This window comes from Paenibacillus tengchongensis, from assembly GCF_008973665.1.
In the GTDB taxonomy this organism is placed as follows: Bacteria; Bacillota; Bacilli; order Paenibacillales; family Paenibacillaceae; genus Paenibacillus_AQ; species Paenibacillus_AQ tengchongensis.
In genome coordinates this window covers 359533-376274 of the sequence record NZ_WACP01000001.1, presented here as the reverse complement: position 1 = coordinate 376274, position 16742 = coordinate 359533, and the positions used below count along the sequence as shown (strand labels likewise).

General features: G+C 52.9%; 9 protein-coding genes and 2 CRISPR repeat arrays. Of the genes, 6 read left to right on the top strand and 3 right to left on the bottom strand.

The features are described from left to right. Nucleotides 1–6 precede the first annotated feature (6 nt). Nucleotides 7–1302 (top strand): GntP family permease, encoded by a 1296-nt coding sequence (locus tag F1381_RS01475; protein WP_151733048.1) that lies wholly within the window; start codon nt 7–9, stop codon nt 1300–1302. Between the two features lie 33 nt (nt 1303–1335). After that, nucleotides 1336–2478 carry a glycerate kinase gene (locus F1381_RS01470; RefSeq protein WP_151733047.1) on the top strand — a complete coding sequence of 381 codons (1143 nt, stop codon included), beginning with the start codon at nt 1336–1338 and terminating at the stop codon, nt 2476–2478. Nucleotides 2479–2818: 340 nt separating this feature from the next. On the opposite strand, the gene F1381_RS01465 is transcribed toward F1381_RS01470, so the two are convergent. Then, the gene (locus F1381_RS01465; protein ID WP_151733046.1) at nt 2819–3847 is read right to left on the bottom strand and encodes a CdaR family transcriptional regulator; all 1029 of its coding nucleotides are present in this window, start codon (nt 3845–3847) and stop codon (nt 2819–2821) included. A 189-nt stretch (nt 3848–4036) separates the two neighbouring features. Between F1381_RS01465 and F1381_RS01460 the strand changes: the two genes are divergently transcribed. Both F1381_RS01460 and F1381_RS01455 read left to right on the top strand, forming a co-directional pair. Continuing rightward, nucleotides 4037–4798: a hypothetical protein gene (locus F1381_RS01460; protein ID WP_151733045.1), complete on the top strand. Its 762-nt coding sequence runs from the start codon at nt 4037–4039 to the stop codon at nt 4796–4798. 92 nt (nt 4799–4890) lie between these two features. Continuing rightward, the gene (locus F1381_RS01455) at nt 4891–8043 is read left to right on the top strand and encodes a pentapeptide repeat-containing protein (protein ID WP_151733044.1); all 3153 of its coding nucleotides are present in this window, start codon (nt 4891–4893) and stop codon (nt 8041–8043) included. 114 nt (nt 8044–8157) lie between these two features. On the opposite strand, the gene F1381_RS01450 is transcribed toward F1381_RS01455, so the two are convergent. Together F1381_RS01450 and F1381_RS01445 are read right to left on the bottom strand one after the other, a co-directional pair. After that, entirely contained in the window at nt 8158–9129 is a 972-nt protein-coding gene (locus tag F1381_RS01450; RefSeq protein WP_151733043.1) for an S-layer homology domain-containing protein, read from the bottom strand. An 81-nt stretch (nt 9130–9210) separates the two neighbouring features. Next, on the bottom strand, nt 9211–10002 hold the full coding sequence (locus F1381_RS01445; protein WP_151733042.1) for an SDR family oxidoreductase: 792 nt from the start codon (nt 10000–10002) through the stop codon (nt 9211–9213). 281 nt (nt 10003–10283) lie between these two features. On the opposite strand from F1381_RS01445, the gene F1381_RS01440 reads away from it, so the two are divergent. Together F1381_RS01440 and F1381_RS01435 are read left to right on the top strand one after the other, a co-directional pair. Next, nucleotides 10284–12263, top strand: coding sequence for a GTP-binding protein (locus F1381_RS01440; RefSeq protein WP_151733041.1), 1980 nt, complete (start codon nt 10284–10286; stop codon nt 12261–12263). Nucleotides 12264–12584: 321 nt separating this feature from the next. Next, nucleotides 12585–14034: direct repeats of the CRISPR family, unit length 33 nt; unit sequence GTCGCACCCTGTATGGGGTGCGTGGATTGAAAT. Nucleotides 14035–14131: 97 nt separating this feature from the next. Continuing rightward, nucleotides 14132–16250: a CRISPR direct-repeat array (repeat unit 33 nt; unit sequence GTCGCACCCTGTATGGGGTGCGTGGATTGAAAT). Between the two features lie 109 nt (nt 16251–16359). After that, complete coding sequence (locus F1381_RS01435; RefSeq protein ID WP_151733040.1) at nt 16360–16626, top strand: hypothetical protein; 267 nt, start codon at nt 16360–16362, stop codon at nt 16624–16626. Nucleotides 16627–16742 lie beyond the last annotated feature (116 nt).

The window sequence follows — 16742 nt, the reverse complement described above, 5'->3', positions numbered from 1 at the left end:
AACAACATGGAAGGACTAACAATTGGCTGGTATGGAGCATTGGCGGGTCTGGCTTTAGCCATTATTCTTATACTGAGAAAACTGAATCCGGTATATGCACTGTTTCTTGGGGCGATTGTCGGGGCATTGATCGGCGGCGCCAATCTGGAGGAGACCGTCAGTGTTCTTGTAAGCGGTACCCAGAGCGTGATGGGCACGGTGCTGCGCGTTCTGGCAGCCGGTGTGCTGGCCGGGGTCATGATGGAATCGGGGGCGGCGGAGACGATCGCCCAGGCGATCGTCCGCAAATTCGGCGGCGGCAAAGCCATTCTGGCTCTGGCGCTGGCGACGATGATCATTACGGCGGTGGGCGTATTTATCCCGGTAGCCGTGCTGATCGTTGCTCCGATCGCATTGTCGGTCGGCAACAAAATGGGCATCTCCAAGCTGGCCCTGCTGCTGGCGCTCTCCGGCGGGGGGAAGGCGGGGAATATTATCTCACCGAATCCCAATACGATTGCTGCGGCACGCGGCTTTGATCTCGATCTGAGCCATGTCATGCTGGCAGGTCTGGTGCCGGCGGTATTCGGACTGATTGTAACGGTAATTGTAGCTTCGCTGCTGAAGAAAAAAGGGGTTATGGTCGCTGATGATGAAGCCGTGAACGGTGACGCCGACATGTCCAAGTACCCTCCGCTGGGGAAAGCCATTGTCGCTCCGCTCGTTGCGGTGGTGCTGTTGATGATCAACCCGATCGGCTCGCTGTCCGGCATCGACGCTCTGGCCAACTTCAAAGTGGATGCGCTTTACATTCTGCCGCTCGCAGGTATTATCGGAATGCTGGCCATGGGGCAAGGCAACAAGATTCTGCAATATACCTCTTCCGGTCTGACCAAAATGACGGCCACCGTCCTGATCCTGATCGGTGCCGGCGGCATTGCCGGTCTGATCTCGGCGTCGGACTTGTCTGTACAGGTCGTTAATCTGATTGAAGCTTCCGGCATTTCCGGAACGTTCCTTGCGCCGATCTCCGGGATTCTGATGGCCGCAGCGACAGCTTCAACTTCAACGGGTGTTATTCTGGCGACAGGCTCCTTCGGACAAGCCATTCTGGATATGGGTACCGCACCGCTGGCCGCAGCTGTCATGGTGCACACCGGGGCAACGGTTATCGACTCTCTGCCGCAGGGCAACTACTTCCACGTTACGGCGGACAGCATGAAGATGACGATCAAGCAACGTATGGGCCTGATTCCTTACGAAGCGATTGTCGGCGGAACGATGGCGATTGTCGCCACGCTTGTATACGGGTTCCTGTTCTAATTCGTTATCTATAAATCACATGGGGTGAGAGAGATGCACAACAAGACATTTGTATTGGCACCGGATTCTTTCAAGGAGAGCATGACGGCGAAGGAAGTGTGCGTGGCGATGGAGCAAGGGCTGCGCAAGGTGTATCCGGAAGCGCAGTATATTCATGTGCCGATGGCGGACGGCGGCGAAGGCACCGTGCAGTCGCTGGTTGACGCTTCAGGCGGACGGCTGGTGGAGCAACAAGTGACCGGGCCGCTCGGCATCCCTGTAACGGCCAGCTACGGCATTCTCGGCGACGGGGTGACCGCCGCTATTGAAATGGCTTCCGCCAGCGGGATCCAGCTGGTGGACAAGGCGGACCGCAATCCGCTGATCACGACCACCTATGGCACTGGCGAGTTGATCCGGGCAGCCCTCGACCAGGGCATCCGCAAGATCATCATCGGCATCGGCGGCAGCGCAACCAACGACGGCGGCACCGGCATGGCCGAAGCGCTGGGTGTCCGCTTCCTGGATGCAGCCGGAGAGGCGCTGCCCCGCGGCGGCGGCAGTCTGGACCAGCTGGCAACGGTCGATATCTCCGCGCTGGACCAGCGTCTCGGCGAAACGCAGCTTATTGTGGCCTGCGATGTGACCAATCCGCTGTGCGGCGAGACCGGTGCCTCGCATGTGTTCGGCCCCCAAAAAGGCGCGACCCCGGAGCTGGTGAAGCAGCTTGACGCCAATCTCGCTCATTATGCGGAAGTAGTCAAGCAGCAGCTCGGTAAGGATGTCCGTGATCTGCCGGGCGCCGGAGCGGCCGGCGGACTGGGAGCGGGCCTGATGATCTTCACACAAGCCGAGCTGCGCAAGGGCATCGAGATCGTCATTGAATATACTGGCTTGCAGCAGAAAATGACGGACGCTGACCTGGTATTCACCGGTGAGGGCGGCATCGACTTCCAGACCAAGTTCGGCAAGACGCCGTTCGGCGTCGCCCGCACCGCCAAAGCCAGCGGCAAGCGCGTCATCGCGGTAGCCGGATATATCGGCGAAGGCATCGATACACTGTATGCCGAGGGCATTGATGCGGTATTCGGCATCGTTCCCGGCGCAGCGGCGCTCGACAAGCTGCTGGCCGAAGGACCGGCCAACGTGGAGCGGACGCTGGAGAATATCGCCAGAGTGCTGAAGCTGAGCGAGTAAAGACCTGCAAGTAGAATTAGTGAGAAGGGGCGTTCCCGGAGGCCGTATTCATGGCTGCCGGGAACGCCCCTTTGTGCTAAGTGCCTAACATAAAGATTGAAGCCCGGGGGAGCAGGTTGAAACTTTATATAGGTTGATTTTGGCACACTAATTTAGCCGTTTTTACCGATTAAACACATCTAATTGGATTATCGCATCTTAACATTGGCGATATTGGAGTAACTATCGACTATCGGCCATATTAAGTGGCGGTTATCGAACTAAATCTCCTGCAAGCCCTATATATTTGAAATTAGGTGGCGATTTTCCAACTATTCAAGTTGAACCTGAGAACCATCGCCTATCTGTTCATCGCCAGCAGTTCATACGTCAGCTCGAACAGCTGCAGAATATTGCGCGGGTCCTTGCCGGTGACCGTCTCGATCCGCTTCAAGCGGTACTGCAGCGTATTGCGGTGAATATTGAGGGCATCCGCCGTATGGGAGACGCTGCAGTTATGGTTAATGAAGCTTTGCAGCGTCTCCAGGAGGTCGAAGGTATCCTCCAGCCGGGCTGCGCTGTTCGGTTCATCGGTCAGCCGGGCCTGGCTCAGCCGCACCAGAAACTCGGCTTCCCCGTAACGGATGGATTGGGCAGCAGGCTTCAGCGCTTCCAGAATACCCATTGCCGCCTTAGCCTGGGTATAGCTTGCCGAGATGACCGCCTCCTCGTTGCCCGCGGAGACCCGTACATTCGGCCCGCTGCGGAGAATCTGGCCGGTCAGCTTGCTGCCGTCCGGCTGGTTCTGCACCAGGATCAGCCATGTGCCCTTCTCCGGCTGAAAAGACGGATGCCGCAGCGCCAGTTTGGCCTCCTCTTCCTCCGGGTGCCAATGCTTGATGTACAGCACGGTTGTCCTCAGGTGCAGGTCGATCTGATAGGCTGCGGCCTCTTTCTTCTGCTTGTGCGTATAGGCTCCTTGATGGGACAGCAGCTGCTCGAAAAAAGCCTTCTTGCGGCTCGCCGCATTGGCGAGATCCTCCAGGGCGTTCTTCTGTTCAATCAGCAGTGCGACCGTGGTCCGCACAATATTGCAGAACGGGCGCACCTCATCGGGATTGCCGGTGATGCCGATGACACCGACCCGGGTATCGCCGATGACGATCGGCTCATTGGTGCCTTTCCGCTCATACTTGCCGTCTTCCCACACTTCGACCATGGTGCCGGTGGCCAGCGCCTTGACCGCGCCCTGGTGCACGGTGCCGACACGTTCTTTGGTGCCGCTGCCGACGATAATGCCTTGACCGTTCATAATGTTGATATTATAGGGGATGTCCATCATCATTTTATCGACGATGTCCTGAGCCTGCTTCTCGGATAGCTGAAACAAAGGGGAACACACTCCTTCTGAGGTTGCAGATTGTGCATATGAACAAAGTATATTTCATTTGCAGGTAGGATGAAAGTTGGAAACAAAGCCAGTGTCAGTAGGGATAGCGGCCTTAATTCGTACCGGCTGAAACTTTTTCCAGCTGGGAGTCGTCAGAAGATTATGGAACCAGATTGAGGAGGGGTACAAATGCGAAACCGATTGGCAGTACATTTGGCACTGGCAGCAGGCCTGCTGCTCCTTGCCGGCTGCGGAGCGGGACAGGAAGACGGCCCGGGCACCTCTGCAACGGCGGGGGAATCGGCAGGGCAGCCGACGGCTGCAGCCTCCGTCAGCCCCGCGGCAACAGACGCTGCGCCGGCTTCCGGCACACCGGCCCCCACAGCCAGCCCGGCGGTAACCGCTGCCGGAACCGCTGCGCCTGAAGCACCGCAGGAAGGCCAGCCGCCGACCGCGCTGGAGGCCGCAAAGACGGTAATGCGGGCGCTGAGCCGGGGCGACATGGAGACGGTAGCGGCCTGGACCCACGCGGAACGGGGAGTGCGCTTTTCTCCTTATGCCTATGTTGATGTTGAAAGAGACATTGTGCTGACCAGGGAGGAGCTGAGCGGCGCCATGGATGACAGCACCAAGCGGATATGGCGGGAGTTCGCCGGATCAGGTGAGCTGATTGACCTAGCCTTTGCCGACTATTACAAGCAATTTGTGTACGATGCTGATTTCTTCGGCGCTGCGGAGATTGCCCTGAATCAGGGGCTCGGGCAGGGAACGACGGTGAACAATATCAATGAGGTCTATCCGGCGGAGACTCATGACTTTGTGGAATACCACATCGACGGCATCGATCCGGCAGTGGAAGGAATGGACTGGCGCAGCCTGCGGCTGGTGTTTGAGAAGATCGGTGAGGATCGTGCTCTCGTCGGCATCGTGCATGACCAGTGGACGCCGTAGTTGTAGCTCCTCTGAAAAGTAAAAATAATGAAGGTTATTGGCCTGAACTGTAGAATAATAACCTTCAATTACTTTCTTTTGGAGGGAATATATTGAATATCATCCGGGCGAAAAACAAGCTTACCGATATTAAAGATACCATACCATTCATCTCAAAGATGATTGTGGATAATGTAAAAGATAATTTCAATGAGAACGGCCAGGCGATCCTTGATAATCTGAATGGAATTGTAGGAGTAGCCGTTAAATTGTTAGGCCGGCAGATTATTGACAGGTATTTCGAGAATCTGGCTGAGGAAAAATGCAAAAATTTCGGGTTGGGCATCTATTTCAAGGCGGCGTGCGAACAAGCAGAAGCTTCTTTAAAAAATATTGATGGAGTAAGCTTGGACTTATTGACACGCAAAGCTATTGTGGAACGCTTCGAGCAGGTTTTTAGTGAAAAACAGGAGCACATCGACAATTCCGATCTGGTGCTGCACTTTACACCTAAAAAACATCCTGCCGTTTCGATCATCCGCTCTGTATGTGAAACGGTTCTGGAGGAATCTATAAAGGATGAGGACAAAGAGAACATTATTCACTCCTTTACCAAAGACTTTAATGACCATATTTCCGCACGGATCATCTCCGCCTTTGGTGATGACTACGACAAGCACATCAAAGAAGTGGATGAAAAGTGGGTAAAGAGCAAAGAAGGCAAGCTGCTGAGCGATATGGTTGCTTTAAGGAAGATTGGTTTTTCTGACGATGAGGATCTGAAATACCAGGAAACTTATGCATACTGGAACAAGGTTGACAAATACAGAGATATATTGAATGATGCGGACACCCAAGAGGATTTCGAGGACAAGCTCTGCCCTGTTGATGAGCTGATAGAAGATTATTTCGGACAGGATAAGGATGCCATTGAGAAGGTTTTATTCATCCTCGCTGATTTTGGCAAGGGAAAATCTGTTTTTCTCAAACAAAAAGCGTCCAGGCTGGCCAAACGTTATCAGCAAAGAGGCGGCGGAGCCATACCGGTTTATTTTAACTTAAGGGATTTTGATACTTACGATCAGGGAAGCAGCCATGGCATTATCAGCGAATATCTCGGAAAAAAATATGGGATCGATGTGCAGGACGCCGAATTTCAAGAAAATGAGTATGTCTTTCTGATCGATTCTCTAGATGAATGCGGAAATCTTACGGAAGAAAGAATAGATAAGGTTATATCCTCGGTTAAGAAAATTCAAAACATCAATGTCAAAAAGTGCAGAAATAACAGGATCATCATTACCTCAAGACCCATAGAGCATGGCTTGTTGAAGCATTTGAATTCAAATGATCCGTACACGATAAAAAATATAGAAGGCCGCCCTGTAAACTACTACATCTCTATCTACGGATTCAAAAGGGAGCAGTTCAATGATTCGCTCATCGACGCTCTTAAAAAATATGGACAGCATAATCTGGAGAGTTACGAGGGAATCTCTAAAGAGATCATGGAAGCCATAAGTGAAGGGCAACATATTGACATCTACTGTAAATTCACTGAGTTAAAATTGTTAACGCCGAGCGAACTGCGCAGACCTATTTTTTCCTATATGATTTACAAGCTGATCATTGGGCGGGCCGATTTATCCATTTCAAATAAAGTAGGGATTTATTTATCCTTTATCAATGTGTTAACCAAAGAAGCCAAATACATGGATTCACTGAAGGAAGTAAACTTGAAGGATGAATATAAATTCCGGAATATCCTTCATTCGACTGCTGCGTTATGGATGTATGAGACGTATAAGGGAAATCAGGGGTCGCTAAGGAAACAGGATATTAGCAATACGGTGGATGGCTCCGTTATCGATGTAAACGATCAGGTTAAGATGAGCCAATACTCCGATATAGATAATATTGAATTTCTCTCACAATCTTATTTTGGGCAAAAAGGCGATATTTTTTATTTCCAGCATCAATCCTTTGCGGAAATACTGCTGGCGGAATATTATCTGAAGATTTTTATTCATTATGCCCTGCATGAGTCCTCAACACCGGAGGAAGCCAGAATACGCGTGCTGCTGGGCAATCCCTCTGAGCAGACCATCGATTTCTTTTGCGGCTTGCTTACTCTGCTGAAAGAGAGTGTATCCCGCACCGAACCGGACGAGGTGATTTTACATAAACGGAAATTGTTATTGCCTTTGCTGGCTTCACTCTCCACATGGGAATTCAGCAAAAAACTCTATAGCCCATATATCAAATACCGGTGGTTCGACGGCTGTGAGATCAATCATAATACAGTGGAGCCGCCTGAGGCTTTGTTGAAGAACTGGATTATAACGGAGGAGGTCTTGAATAAAATCATCCAGCTGGCGGCAGCCATGATTGGCTCAAAAGCCAAGTATCTATTGTCAGTTACCGGCGATCAGCCCACCTCGCTGTTTAATAAAGAAGTCACTCAATTAACTGATGCTCCAGGAAATATTCCGCCGGATATCGACCGCTGGCTGGCGTTCCTTGTAGGCAACTATCTGTATAATGATGAACAAGAACGTAAATTTTTCGCCGGAACCATAGAAGATTACAAGATCATTCTGGATCTGATGCGGAGCTGGAATCATTATTCCGGTGCAGCCTCACCTGCCTGGGGGAAGAAGCTGTTTCGCGGAATGAATATGTCTACGCTGCTGCTGGAGGAGTCAGAATTAGAAGATTATATGTATTTTGTCGATGATAGTCATAAAAACTCTTTGTTTGGGTTGAATCTTAGAGAGATGGACTTCTCCTATTCCGTTTTAACTGATTTATATATCCATCACTGCTTAGCTGTCAATTGTGAATTTATAGGCGTCACCTTTCAAAAAGTTACCTTTTCGCTGACTAACTTAAATGGCAGTAATTTTAGTCATGCTGCTCTAACTATTTCCGGTTTTAAAGTTTGTACGCTCACTAAGGTGAATTTCAACGAGCTAACCGTTAACCGAATCTTTATTGAGTTATGTCAAATCAATCAGGGGATACTCTTTCCTATCCCTTTAAGCGCAGTTTTAAAAGGAACTGAATCTGGCTTAAGTGATCTGGGAGGGCGGACGTTTATCGGCGAGGTTTCAACCACACGTGTTCTAATGAAGGATGTCATTAATACGCTGAAGCCGTTAATTCACTGTGTTTTAGAAGAAGGAATGAGCCGTGAAGAGATCGAAGACTGTTTCATTTTTGGAAGTGACCACGATAAAACAGTATTTTTTGATCTGCTCTTCTAGAAAGGTATCCTCATGAATTAATTGCCAAATTGCAAACCAAAGCCGTGCTGTCAACGATAGCACGGCTTTGATTTAAACGTTCAGGTCAGGCTAAACCTGCCGGGTCCAAGCCACTTATTTCGTCGGATTAGACGGCAGAGTCCGCGCGCTTGGACTGGTCAGACTCTTCACCGTGGCGGTGTAGCCTTCCGGCAGATACGTGACTGCAGATGCGCTGGAAATGACCTGAGGATACATGCCACCCGGCGCAGGCTTCGTTACGTTGTAGTAGATGACGGCTGATTTATTCTTGAATTCGATCTTGGCGATGCTCACCCCATAGCCGGGATTCGGCAGATTGTTTACGGTGACGGTGGCTTTGTTGACGCCTTCGCCGGCTTTTTCCAAGTTAACGGTGGCGTCGTACTCATAGGACGGGGTTTCGTTTCCGTTGTCCGTGCCAATAACCTCCTTGGCGAATTTCGCCGCATCATAAAGCCATTCCGCCGCTTCTGCGCGGGTTACTGGATCGGCAGGACGGAAGGTGCCGTTCTTCTCCAGCGTAACGATTTTGGTGTTGACCAGAATTTGCAGGCTGTTCATCTCGGCGGTCGACATCTTGCTGCCGTCCGTGACGTTCGCATACATCAGGGTGACCGGGAAGTTGCCTTTGCTCTGCAGCGCCTGGGTCAGCAGATGGGCGAATTGGGCGCGTGTCATGACGCCGTTCGGATCAACGGTCTTGTCCAGGGACAGTCCGCTTTCCTTGGCGGCAATAAATGCAGAGGCATACCAGGCCTTGTCTTTGACCTTATCGAAGTAATCGCTGGCTTTGGCCGTGCTGCCGGCCTCCGGCGACAGCTTCAGGCCGCTTACAATAAACAGTACGCCCTGCGCGTAGGTCACTTTGGATTTCGGGGCGAACTTGTCGCTGGATACACCGTTGACGATGCCCTGTTTATGCAGGGACTCGATTTTGGCTTCGGCGGAATGGCCCTTCAGATCGGAAAAGGCAAACGCCGATGTGCCGAACGATACGCTGGCTGCCAGAATGCTGCACGCTATCATCATTTTTTTAGCGGACATCTGGTAGGATGGTTTTCTCATTGTGCCTCACCTCTTGTATCCTTAGATGATGAAAGACGGCAAAATGTTGCAGGATGGAGGCGAAAATCGAAAATATTATGTCTATCCGCGCAGCAGCGACTCCGCCCCATCTACAAAAATCTCCGTCCCGGTCACATGGAACGATTCGTCCGAAGCCAGGAACAGCACCAGATTGGCCACCTGCTCCGGCTTGCCGGGCGCCTGCTCCAGCGGATGATTGCCGTCCGGGAATTCCACCGGAATCTTGATCTCCTCCACTTCTTCACGCTTATCCGTATTATCGCCAATTTGGGTGTCGATTGATCCGGGGCAGACGGCATTGACGCGGATGCCGAACTGGGCCAGCTCCAGGGCAGCCATCCTCATGAAAGCGGTCTGGCCGGCCTTGGAGGTGGCATACGCCGCCGCACCGAAGTTCGAGAATACACGGTTCCCGTTAATAGAGCTCGTGATGATTATGCTGCCGCCCTGCTCCTTCATCAGCGGGATGGCGTATTTGACCGTGGCAAAGGTGCTGCGCAGATTGGTGTTCAGCGTCTCGTCCCACTCATCGATTGCCAGTGTCTCGATTGGAGCCATCGTGCCGTTGATCCCGGCATTGGCGAACACGGCGTCGACCTTACCGGCTTCGTCGGCAATTCTGGCAAAAGCCTCCTCCACTTGCCCGGGAAGCGACACATCGCATTCAATAACCTGGGCGTTCCCGCCGATGGCTTCGATCTGCGACTTTGTTTCATTCGCCTCCTCGGGGGTGCGGTCCAGCATATATACCTTGGCTCCATGCTGGGCAAAACGGATCGCCGTCGCCCGCCCGATGCCGGAGCCGCCGCCGGTAACAACAGCAATTTTATCCTGTAAACGTTGCTCTGCCATGTGAATTCCTCCTAGTTTCGTAATAGGGTGTGGTAATGGGATAACTTCAGTAACTAATACCCGTTGCACCTGGGGTGAACCAGCGGTGCTTACTGCTGCGTGCGGCAGTTCCGGGAGTGCCCGGCCCCCGGAGATATTCCGGAGACGGCATAGCTCCTGGCCGTGCCCGATCCGGCAGCCCCTTTCTTTCCGCCGGTGATTGAATGGAGGGCTGCTTTGGCTGTACACTTAGGAATGGTAGCGCTATATTATTTGGAAGCCTAGGACAGAGGAGAACATAGATGGCCATGCAGCAGAGAACAGAGCGGATTAATGTCGGGATCTTCGCCCATGTCGATGCCGGGAAGACAACGACAACGGAGCATATTCTATATGAAAGCGGAAAGACGCGGGCGCTGGGAAGCGTTGATGATGGGACGGCGGTCACCGACTCCATGGAAGTGGAACGGCAGCGGGGGATATCGGTCCGCGCGGCACTGGCATCGTTCAGCTGGAGGGACGTCCAAGTCAACCTGGTCGATACGCCGGGGCACGTCGATTTCCTGTCCGAGGTGGAGCGGAGCCTGCGGGTCATGGATTGCGCGGTGCTGGTACTGTCGGCGGTCGAGGGCGTGCAGGCGCAGAGCGAGATGATCTGGAACGGGCTGCGCAAGCTGGGGATTCCGACCCTGATCTTCGTCAACAAGATGGACCGGACCGGTGCGGACCCGCAGGCGGTACTGGCCCAGGCGCGGACCTACCTGTCGGACGCTATAGTTCCGGTGCAGCGGCCGCTGGGAAGTGAGCAGGCGTTCACGGGCGCTGCGGATTTGTGGAGTGAACTTGAGGATTCGCCGGAACGGACCGCGCTGCTGGAGACGCTGGCCGAGCGGGACGAGCGGCTGCTTGACCTGTATATGTCCGGTGAGACTGCGGAGCTTGCAGTGTGGAAGTCGCATCTGCAGGCGGAAGCGGCGGCGGGGCGGCTGTATCCGCTGGTGTACGGGGCGGCCGCGAAGGGGCTGGGCATCCGGGAGCTGCTGGATGCGGTGATCGACTACTTGCCCCGGGCCGGGGGCGATCCTGAATTGCCGGTATCCGGCATTGTATACAACATTCAGCGCGACAAAAGCATGGGCCGCATGGCCTATGTTCGCCTGTATGAGGGCACGATCCGCAACCGCGATGCAGTGACGATCCATACGCAGGATGTTCAGGCCAAGGTGACGCAGATCCGCAAGGTGGAGGGCGACAGGGCCGAGGATGTCGGCGAGCTGGCCGCCGGTGACATTGCGGTCCTGTACGGACTGGCCGGCGTGCGCATCGGCGATGTGCTGGGACGGCCGGATGCGATTCCGCAAGAGGCCAAGCTGGCCGTGCCGCTCCTGACGGTGCGTGTCTTCTGGCCGGCGGATACCGACGACCAGAAGGTGATCACCGCACTGCAGGAGCTGGCGGACGAGGACCCGCTGCTGGATGCCCAGTGGCTGCCGGAGGAGCGGGAGCTGCACATCAAGGTGATGGGGCCGATCCAGCTGGAGGTGCTGGGCAGCGTGCTGGCCGAACGCTACGGCCTCAAGGTCACCTTCGGCCAGCCGTCGGTGATCTATAAGGAGACGCCCGCGCAGGCGGGCGAGGGCTATGTCGCTTATCTGATGCCGAAGCCGTGCTGGGCGATCCTGCGCTTTAGAATCGAGCCGCTGCCGCGGGGGAGCGGGCTCGTGTATGATTCGGTCGTGCGCAGCTCCGACCTTCTGCCGCAGTACCAGAGCGAGACGGCGCGCCGCGTGCCGGAGGCGCTGCAGCAGGGCCTCCGCGGCTGGGAGGTCACCGACCTGAAGGTGACGCTGGTGGAGGGCAACCACCATGTGTGGCACACCCATCCGCTCGATTTCGCCGTCGCCACGCCGATGGGCCTCATGGACGGGCTGGCCCGCACCGGCACGAAGCTGCTGGAGCCGGTGCTCGCGGTGCGCATCGTCGTGCCGGAGGAGAACGACGGCCGCGTGATGAACGACCTCGTGCAGATGCGCGGCAGCTTCGAGCCGCCCGTGCTGCAGGGCGGCCGGATGATCATCGAGGGACGGCTGCCGCTGGCGACGTCGCTCGACTACCCGGTGACGTTAAGCTCCTTCACCAAGGGGCGGAGCACGTTCACCTCGTTCTTCGCGGGCTATGAGGAATGCCCGCCGGACGTCAGCGCCGAGCGCACCCGCCGGGGCGTGAACCCGCTCGACCAGGCCAAATACATCCTCAGCGTGCGCAATGCGCTGCAGGGGTAAGTTATGAGCGGATAAAAGAATGAGTGAATGCTTGGGTGTATGAATGAACAGAAACGTTGAGCCTATATCTTGTGAGAAACAGCAAAATTTCATTTGGAAATTATTGGGATTTATACGAACGTTTATGCGGAGCTACTGAGGTGCGAATGCCAAGCTCCCATGAAATCCCCGGTAGTTTCGCACCTCAAATTTTGTCGAATAAAAACGAATTTGTGTCGACTGCCATAAAGTCAATAGGCAGCCTATATTGATTATGTTATTGTTGAGGAGGAAACGACTGAAAGCCATACGGATTTTAGCTGAAAGTGGCCTAAAGTCGCTGTCGCACCCTGTATGGGGTGCGTGGATTGAAATATGCTGGCAAGCAGGTGGACCGTGACGCTTGTCTGTCGCACCCTGTATGGGGTGCGTGGATTGAAATTGTAAGTGCAGGGAACATAAATGTAGTTAGAACAGTCGCACCCTGTATGGGGTGCGTGGATTGAAATAAGAACAGACAGAAGGCATTAAAGCGGTGACATAGTCGCACCCTGTATGGGGTGCGTGGATTGAAATTTTAACAGATGCAGGGCAGGCGATTGAGAGAGCGTCGCACCCTGTATGGGGTGCGTGGATTGAAATTTCGGGGCGATGACCAGGCAACGGCGGACGGCGAACGTCGCACCCTGTATGGGGTGCGTGGATTGAAATATTTTAATTTCCACGGCAAGGCGGCAGCACTGATTGTCGCACCCTGTATGGGGTGCGTGGATTGAAATTCAACGCCTGTATAGCCAAGGTCTTCGAGCTTTTGTCGCACCCTGTATGGGGTGCGTGGATTGAAATTGATCAATAAGCTCGCCGTCGTAAAAGACGTTGACGTCGCACCCTGTATGGGGTGCGTGGATTGAAATTGTCCTTCCCGGAGCCCCACCCGCGCCGGCGGAAGTCGCACCCTGTATGGGGTGCGTGGATTGAAATGGTTATGTATTAAGTTACTATGTGCAGGGAGTTAGGCGTCGCACCCTGTATGGGGTGCGTGGATTGAAATAATGGAGAATAATCCTTGAACTTTTTGACCAATAAGGTCGCACCCTGTATGGGGTGCGTGGATTGAAATAACAGCGCCGATTTAATCCGATCTTTCACAATCAGTCGCACCCTGTATGGGGTGCGTGGATTGAAATCGTTCGGGACCTCGATGTATTTACGTGCTGCGGCGTCGCACCCTGTATGGGGTGCATGGATTGAAATCCCCTAATAGGTTTAATTTTGACATAGAACATTTTGTCGCACCCTGTATGGGGTGCGTGGATTGAAATAGACCACTTGACATGCTTTCGAAGTTCTCGCGGAGTCGCACCCTGTATGGGGTGCGTGGATTGAAATCCAAGTGGACCCTGCGCCATCGCCGCCATACTCCGTCGCACCCTGTATGGGGTGCGTGGATTGAAATTCTAAAAGCAAAGGCTACCTGCCGCCTGGTGCGAACGTCGCACCCTGTATGGGGTGCGTGGATTGAAATATTTTGGCGACGCTTGTTTTAATCAAAGGCAAAGTCGCACCCTGTATGGGGTGCGTGGATTGAAATCACCAGCCGGTAAACCGCCTTGCGCTTGGTGTGGTCGCACCCTGTATGGGGTGCGTGGATTGAAATCGCGCTACGCTTGCCGCCCGCTTTACAAGGTCTTGGTCGCACCCTGTATGGGGTGCGTGGATTGAAATATCCAGGCGGGAGAAACCATCATTGATATCCGCGATCGCACCCTGTATGGGGTGCGTGGATTGAAATACCTTTTGTTATCAAAATACCAGCCGGCGCAGCGTCGCACCCTGTATGGGTGCGTGGATTGAAATAGCGACAGCAATCCACTTTTCATCATCTTTGAAGTCGCACCCTGTATGGGGTGCGTGGATTGAAATCCGCAATCTTTAGGTAGTACGGGTGGACTGAAAACGTCGCACCCTGTATGGGGTGCGTGGATTGAAATTTTCGCTCTTGAGATTGTACTCTCCAGCTTGATCAGTCGCACCCTGTATGGGGTGCGTGGATTGAAATAAACCTGAACCGAAGGTATCCGAACTAATCATTGTCGCACCCTGTATGGGGTGCGTGGATTGAAATGAGATTGTTGTCTTTGGTAACGTGTATCCGTTTGGTCGCACCCTGTATGGGGTGCGTGGATTGAAATCGACAACAAAGCCAAATCTTAAAATCGTATTTAGGTCGCACCCTGTATGGGGTGCGTGGATTGAAATAAACCGAGCAGCGACTGAGCAAGTGAATTGTTGTTGTCGCACCCTGTATGGGGTGCGTGGATTGAAATAAAAACCCAATAAAGAGTAACAGGTTTATTATCGTCGCACCCTGTATGGGGTGCGTGGATTGAAATCACGTAAATAAAATTGTCTGTTGATGTATTTTTGTCGCACCCTGTATGGGGTGCGTGGATTGAAATGTACTCTACGCATTAGCCTTGGACCACAGTATTGAGTCGCACCCTGTATGGGGTGCGTGGATTGAAATAAGGCTGCATACTTCAAACAAAATGTAACCGTTTGGGTCGCACCCTGTATGGGGTGCGTGGATTGAAATAACGTACCCGTTTAAGGTTAAAATGTTGAACGAGGTCGCACCCTGTATGGGGTGCGTGGATTGAAATTGAATCAAGTCACCAAGAGTGCAGCAAGCACCAACGTCGCACCCTGTATGGGGTGCGTGGATTGAAATTTTGCCGTGGGATATTTACAGAGTTGTGGCTGTGTCGCACCCTGTATGGGGTGCGTGGATTGAAATTATAGCAGCGTTGTATCTGGTCCGTTTGATATTACGTCGCACCCTGTATGGGGTGCGTGGATTGAAATGTTTACGAAGGGTATGCGGATGTGGAACATCTTGGCGTCGCACCCTGTATGGGGTGCGTGGATTGAAATCAACTCCGCACGCTGGGCATCAATAAAAGTGGCCAGTCGCACCCTGTATGGGGTGCGTGGATTGAAATGGACATTTAACCTGGATGAATTGGTCGAGTATCTCGTCGCACCCTGTATGGGGTGCGTGGATTGAAATTTTGCCATCCTTTAGTAAACGAAACGAGTAATGTGTCGCACCCTGTATGGGGTGCGTGGATTGAAATTTCGTGGCGCCGGACGCTTTCTTCCAATGCCTTTGTCGCACCCTGTATGGGGTGCGTGGATTGAAATCTTTTGGATGCTCGGCAAGGGATTTTGCCGTAGCCGTCGCACCCTGTATGGGGTGCGTGGATTGAAATCGGCTACCGATCTCTACAGCATTGACCTTGCGAGTCGCACCCTGTATGGGGTGCGTGGATTGAAATCACGCGAGGATTACTCCCATGATCGTTACGGCCGTCGCACCCTGTATGGGGTGCGCGGATTGAAATAATATTGAAGATTTGCAGTAAAACTAATACTGCGGTCGCACCCTGTATGGGGTGCGTGGATTGAAATTATGGCCCTGTCAATCTGCTCTTGCGGCCGCCGTACGTCGCACCCTGTATGGGGTGCGTGGATTGAAATCATCAATCATACTGTCGATAATGTCCCATTGCTGTCGCACCCTGTATGGGGTGCGTGGATTGAAATTGAATGGACCGTCCATATCTCAGATTGTGAAACGGTCGCACCCTGTATGGGGTGCGTGGATTGAAATTTCGTCGTCCATATGATCGCGCTTGCCGGCGCTCGTCGCACCCTGTATGGGGTGCGTGGATTGAAATTCCGCCTGCAGACGCGGTATTATCCCGTTAATCTGGTCGCACCCTGTATGGGGTGCGTGGATTGAAATAACGTACCCGTTTAAGGTTAAAATGTTGAACGAGGTCGCACCCTGTATGGGGTGCGTGGATTGAAATATAACTGGTCATGTTTATTCAGCACCCGATTATTGTCGCACCCTGTATGGGGTGCGTGGATTGAAATAGTACGTCTTGCTGTTGGTCAGGCCGGCCACAAGTAGCCCCCCGTATGGAGTGCGTGGATTGAAATTTCCCAACGCTTCCCCTGCTAGATATCATTTATCGTCACACTCCACACGGAGTGCGTGGATTAAAAAATGTCCACTACAGAAATCTCTTGAGAGAAAGGATATGCATACATGGTTAAATGGGGAAAAGTGCTTATCGTCTTATTGGTATTAGGGGCTTCTTTATATCTGGGCGCATATGGCGTAGGATTGAAGGGGATTATTGCACTAGGCCTGCTCCTGAGTATTTATTTCCGCACGAAGACAATTGAAGCCGATCTTCAGGCAATTAAGAAGCATCTCGGAATTTTGGAAGGAGAGCGGCCGGTGAGCAACGAGGAAATTGAGGCGGAATTGGAGCGGGAAATGCGTGCGGAGGCGGATGGGAAGAAGGAATAGGTTATGCCTTCATATCCATTGTGGACGGCATCATCTCTCAGTAAAAATTTCGCAGCTTAAGGTGCGAATGCCAAGCCCCTATGAAATTTCTGGATGATTCGTACGACAAATTTCAT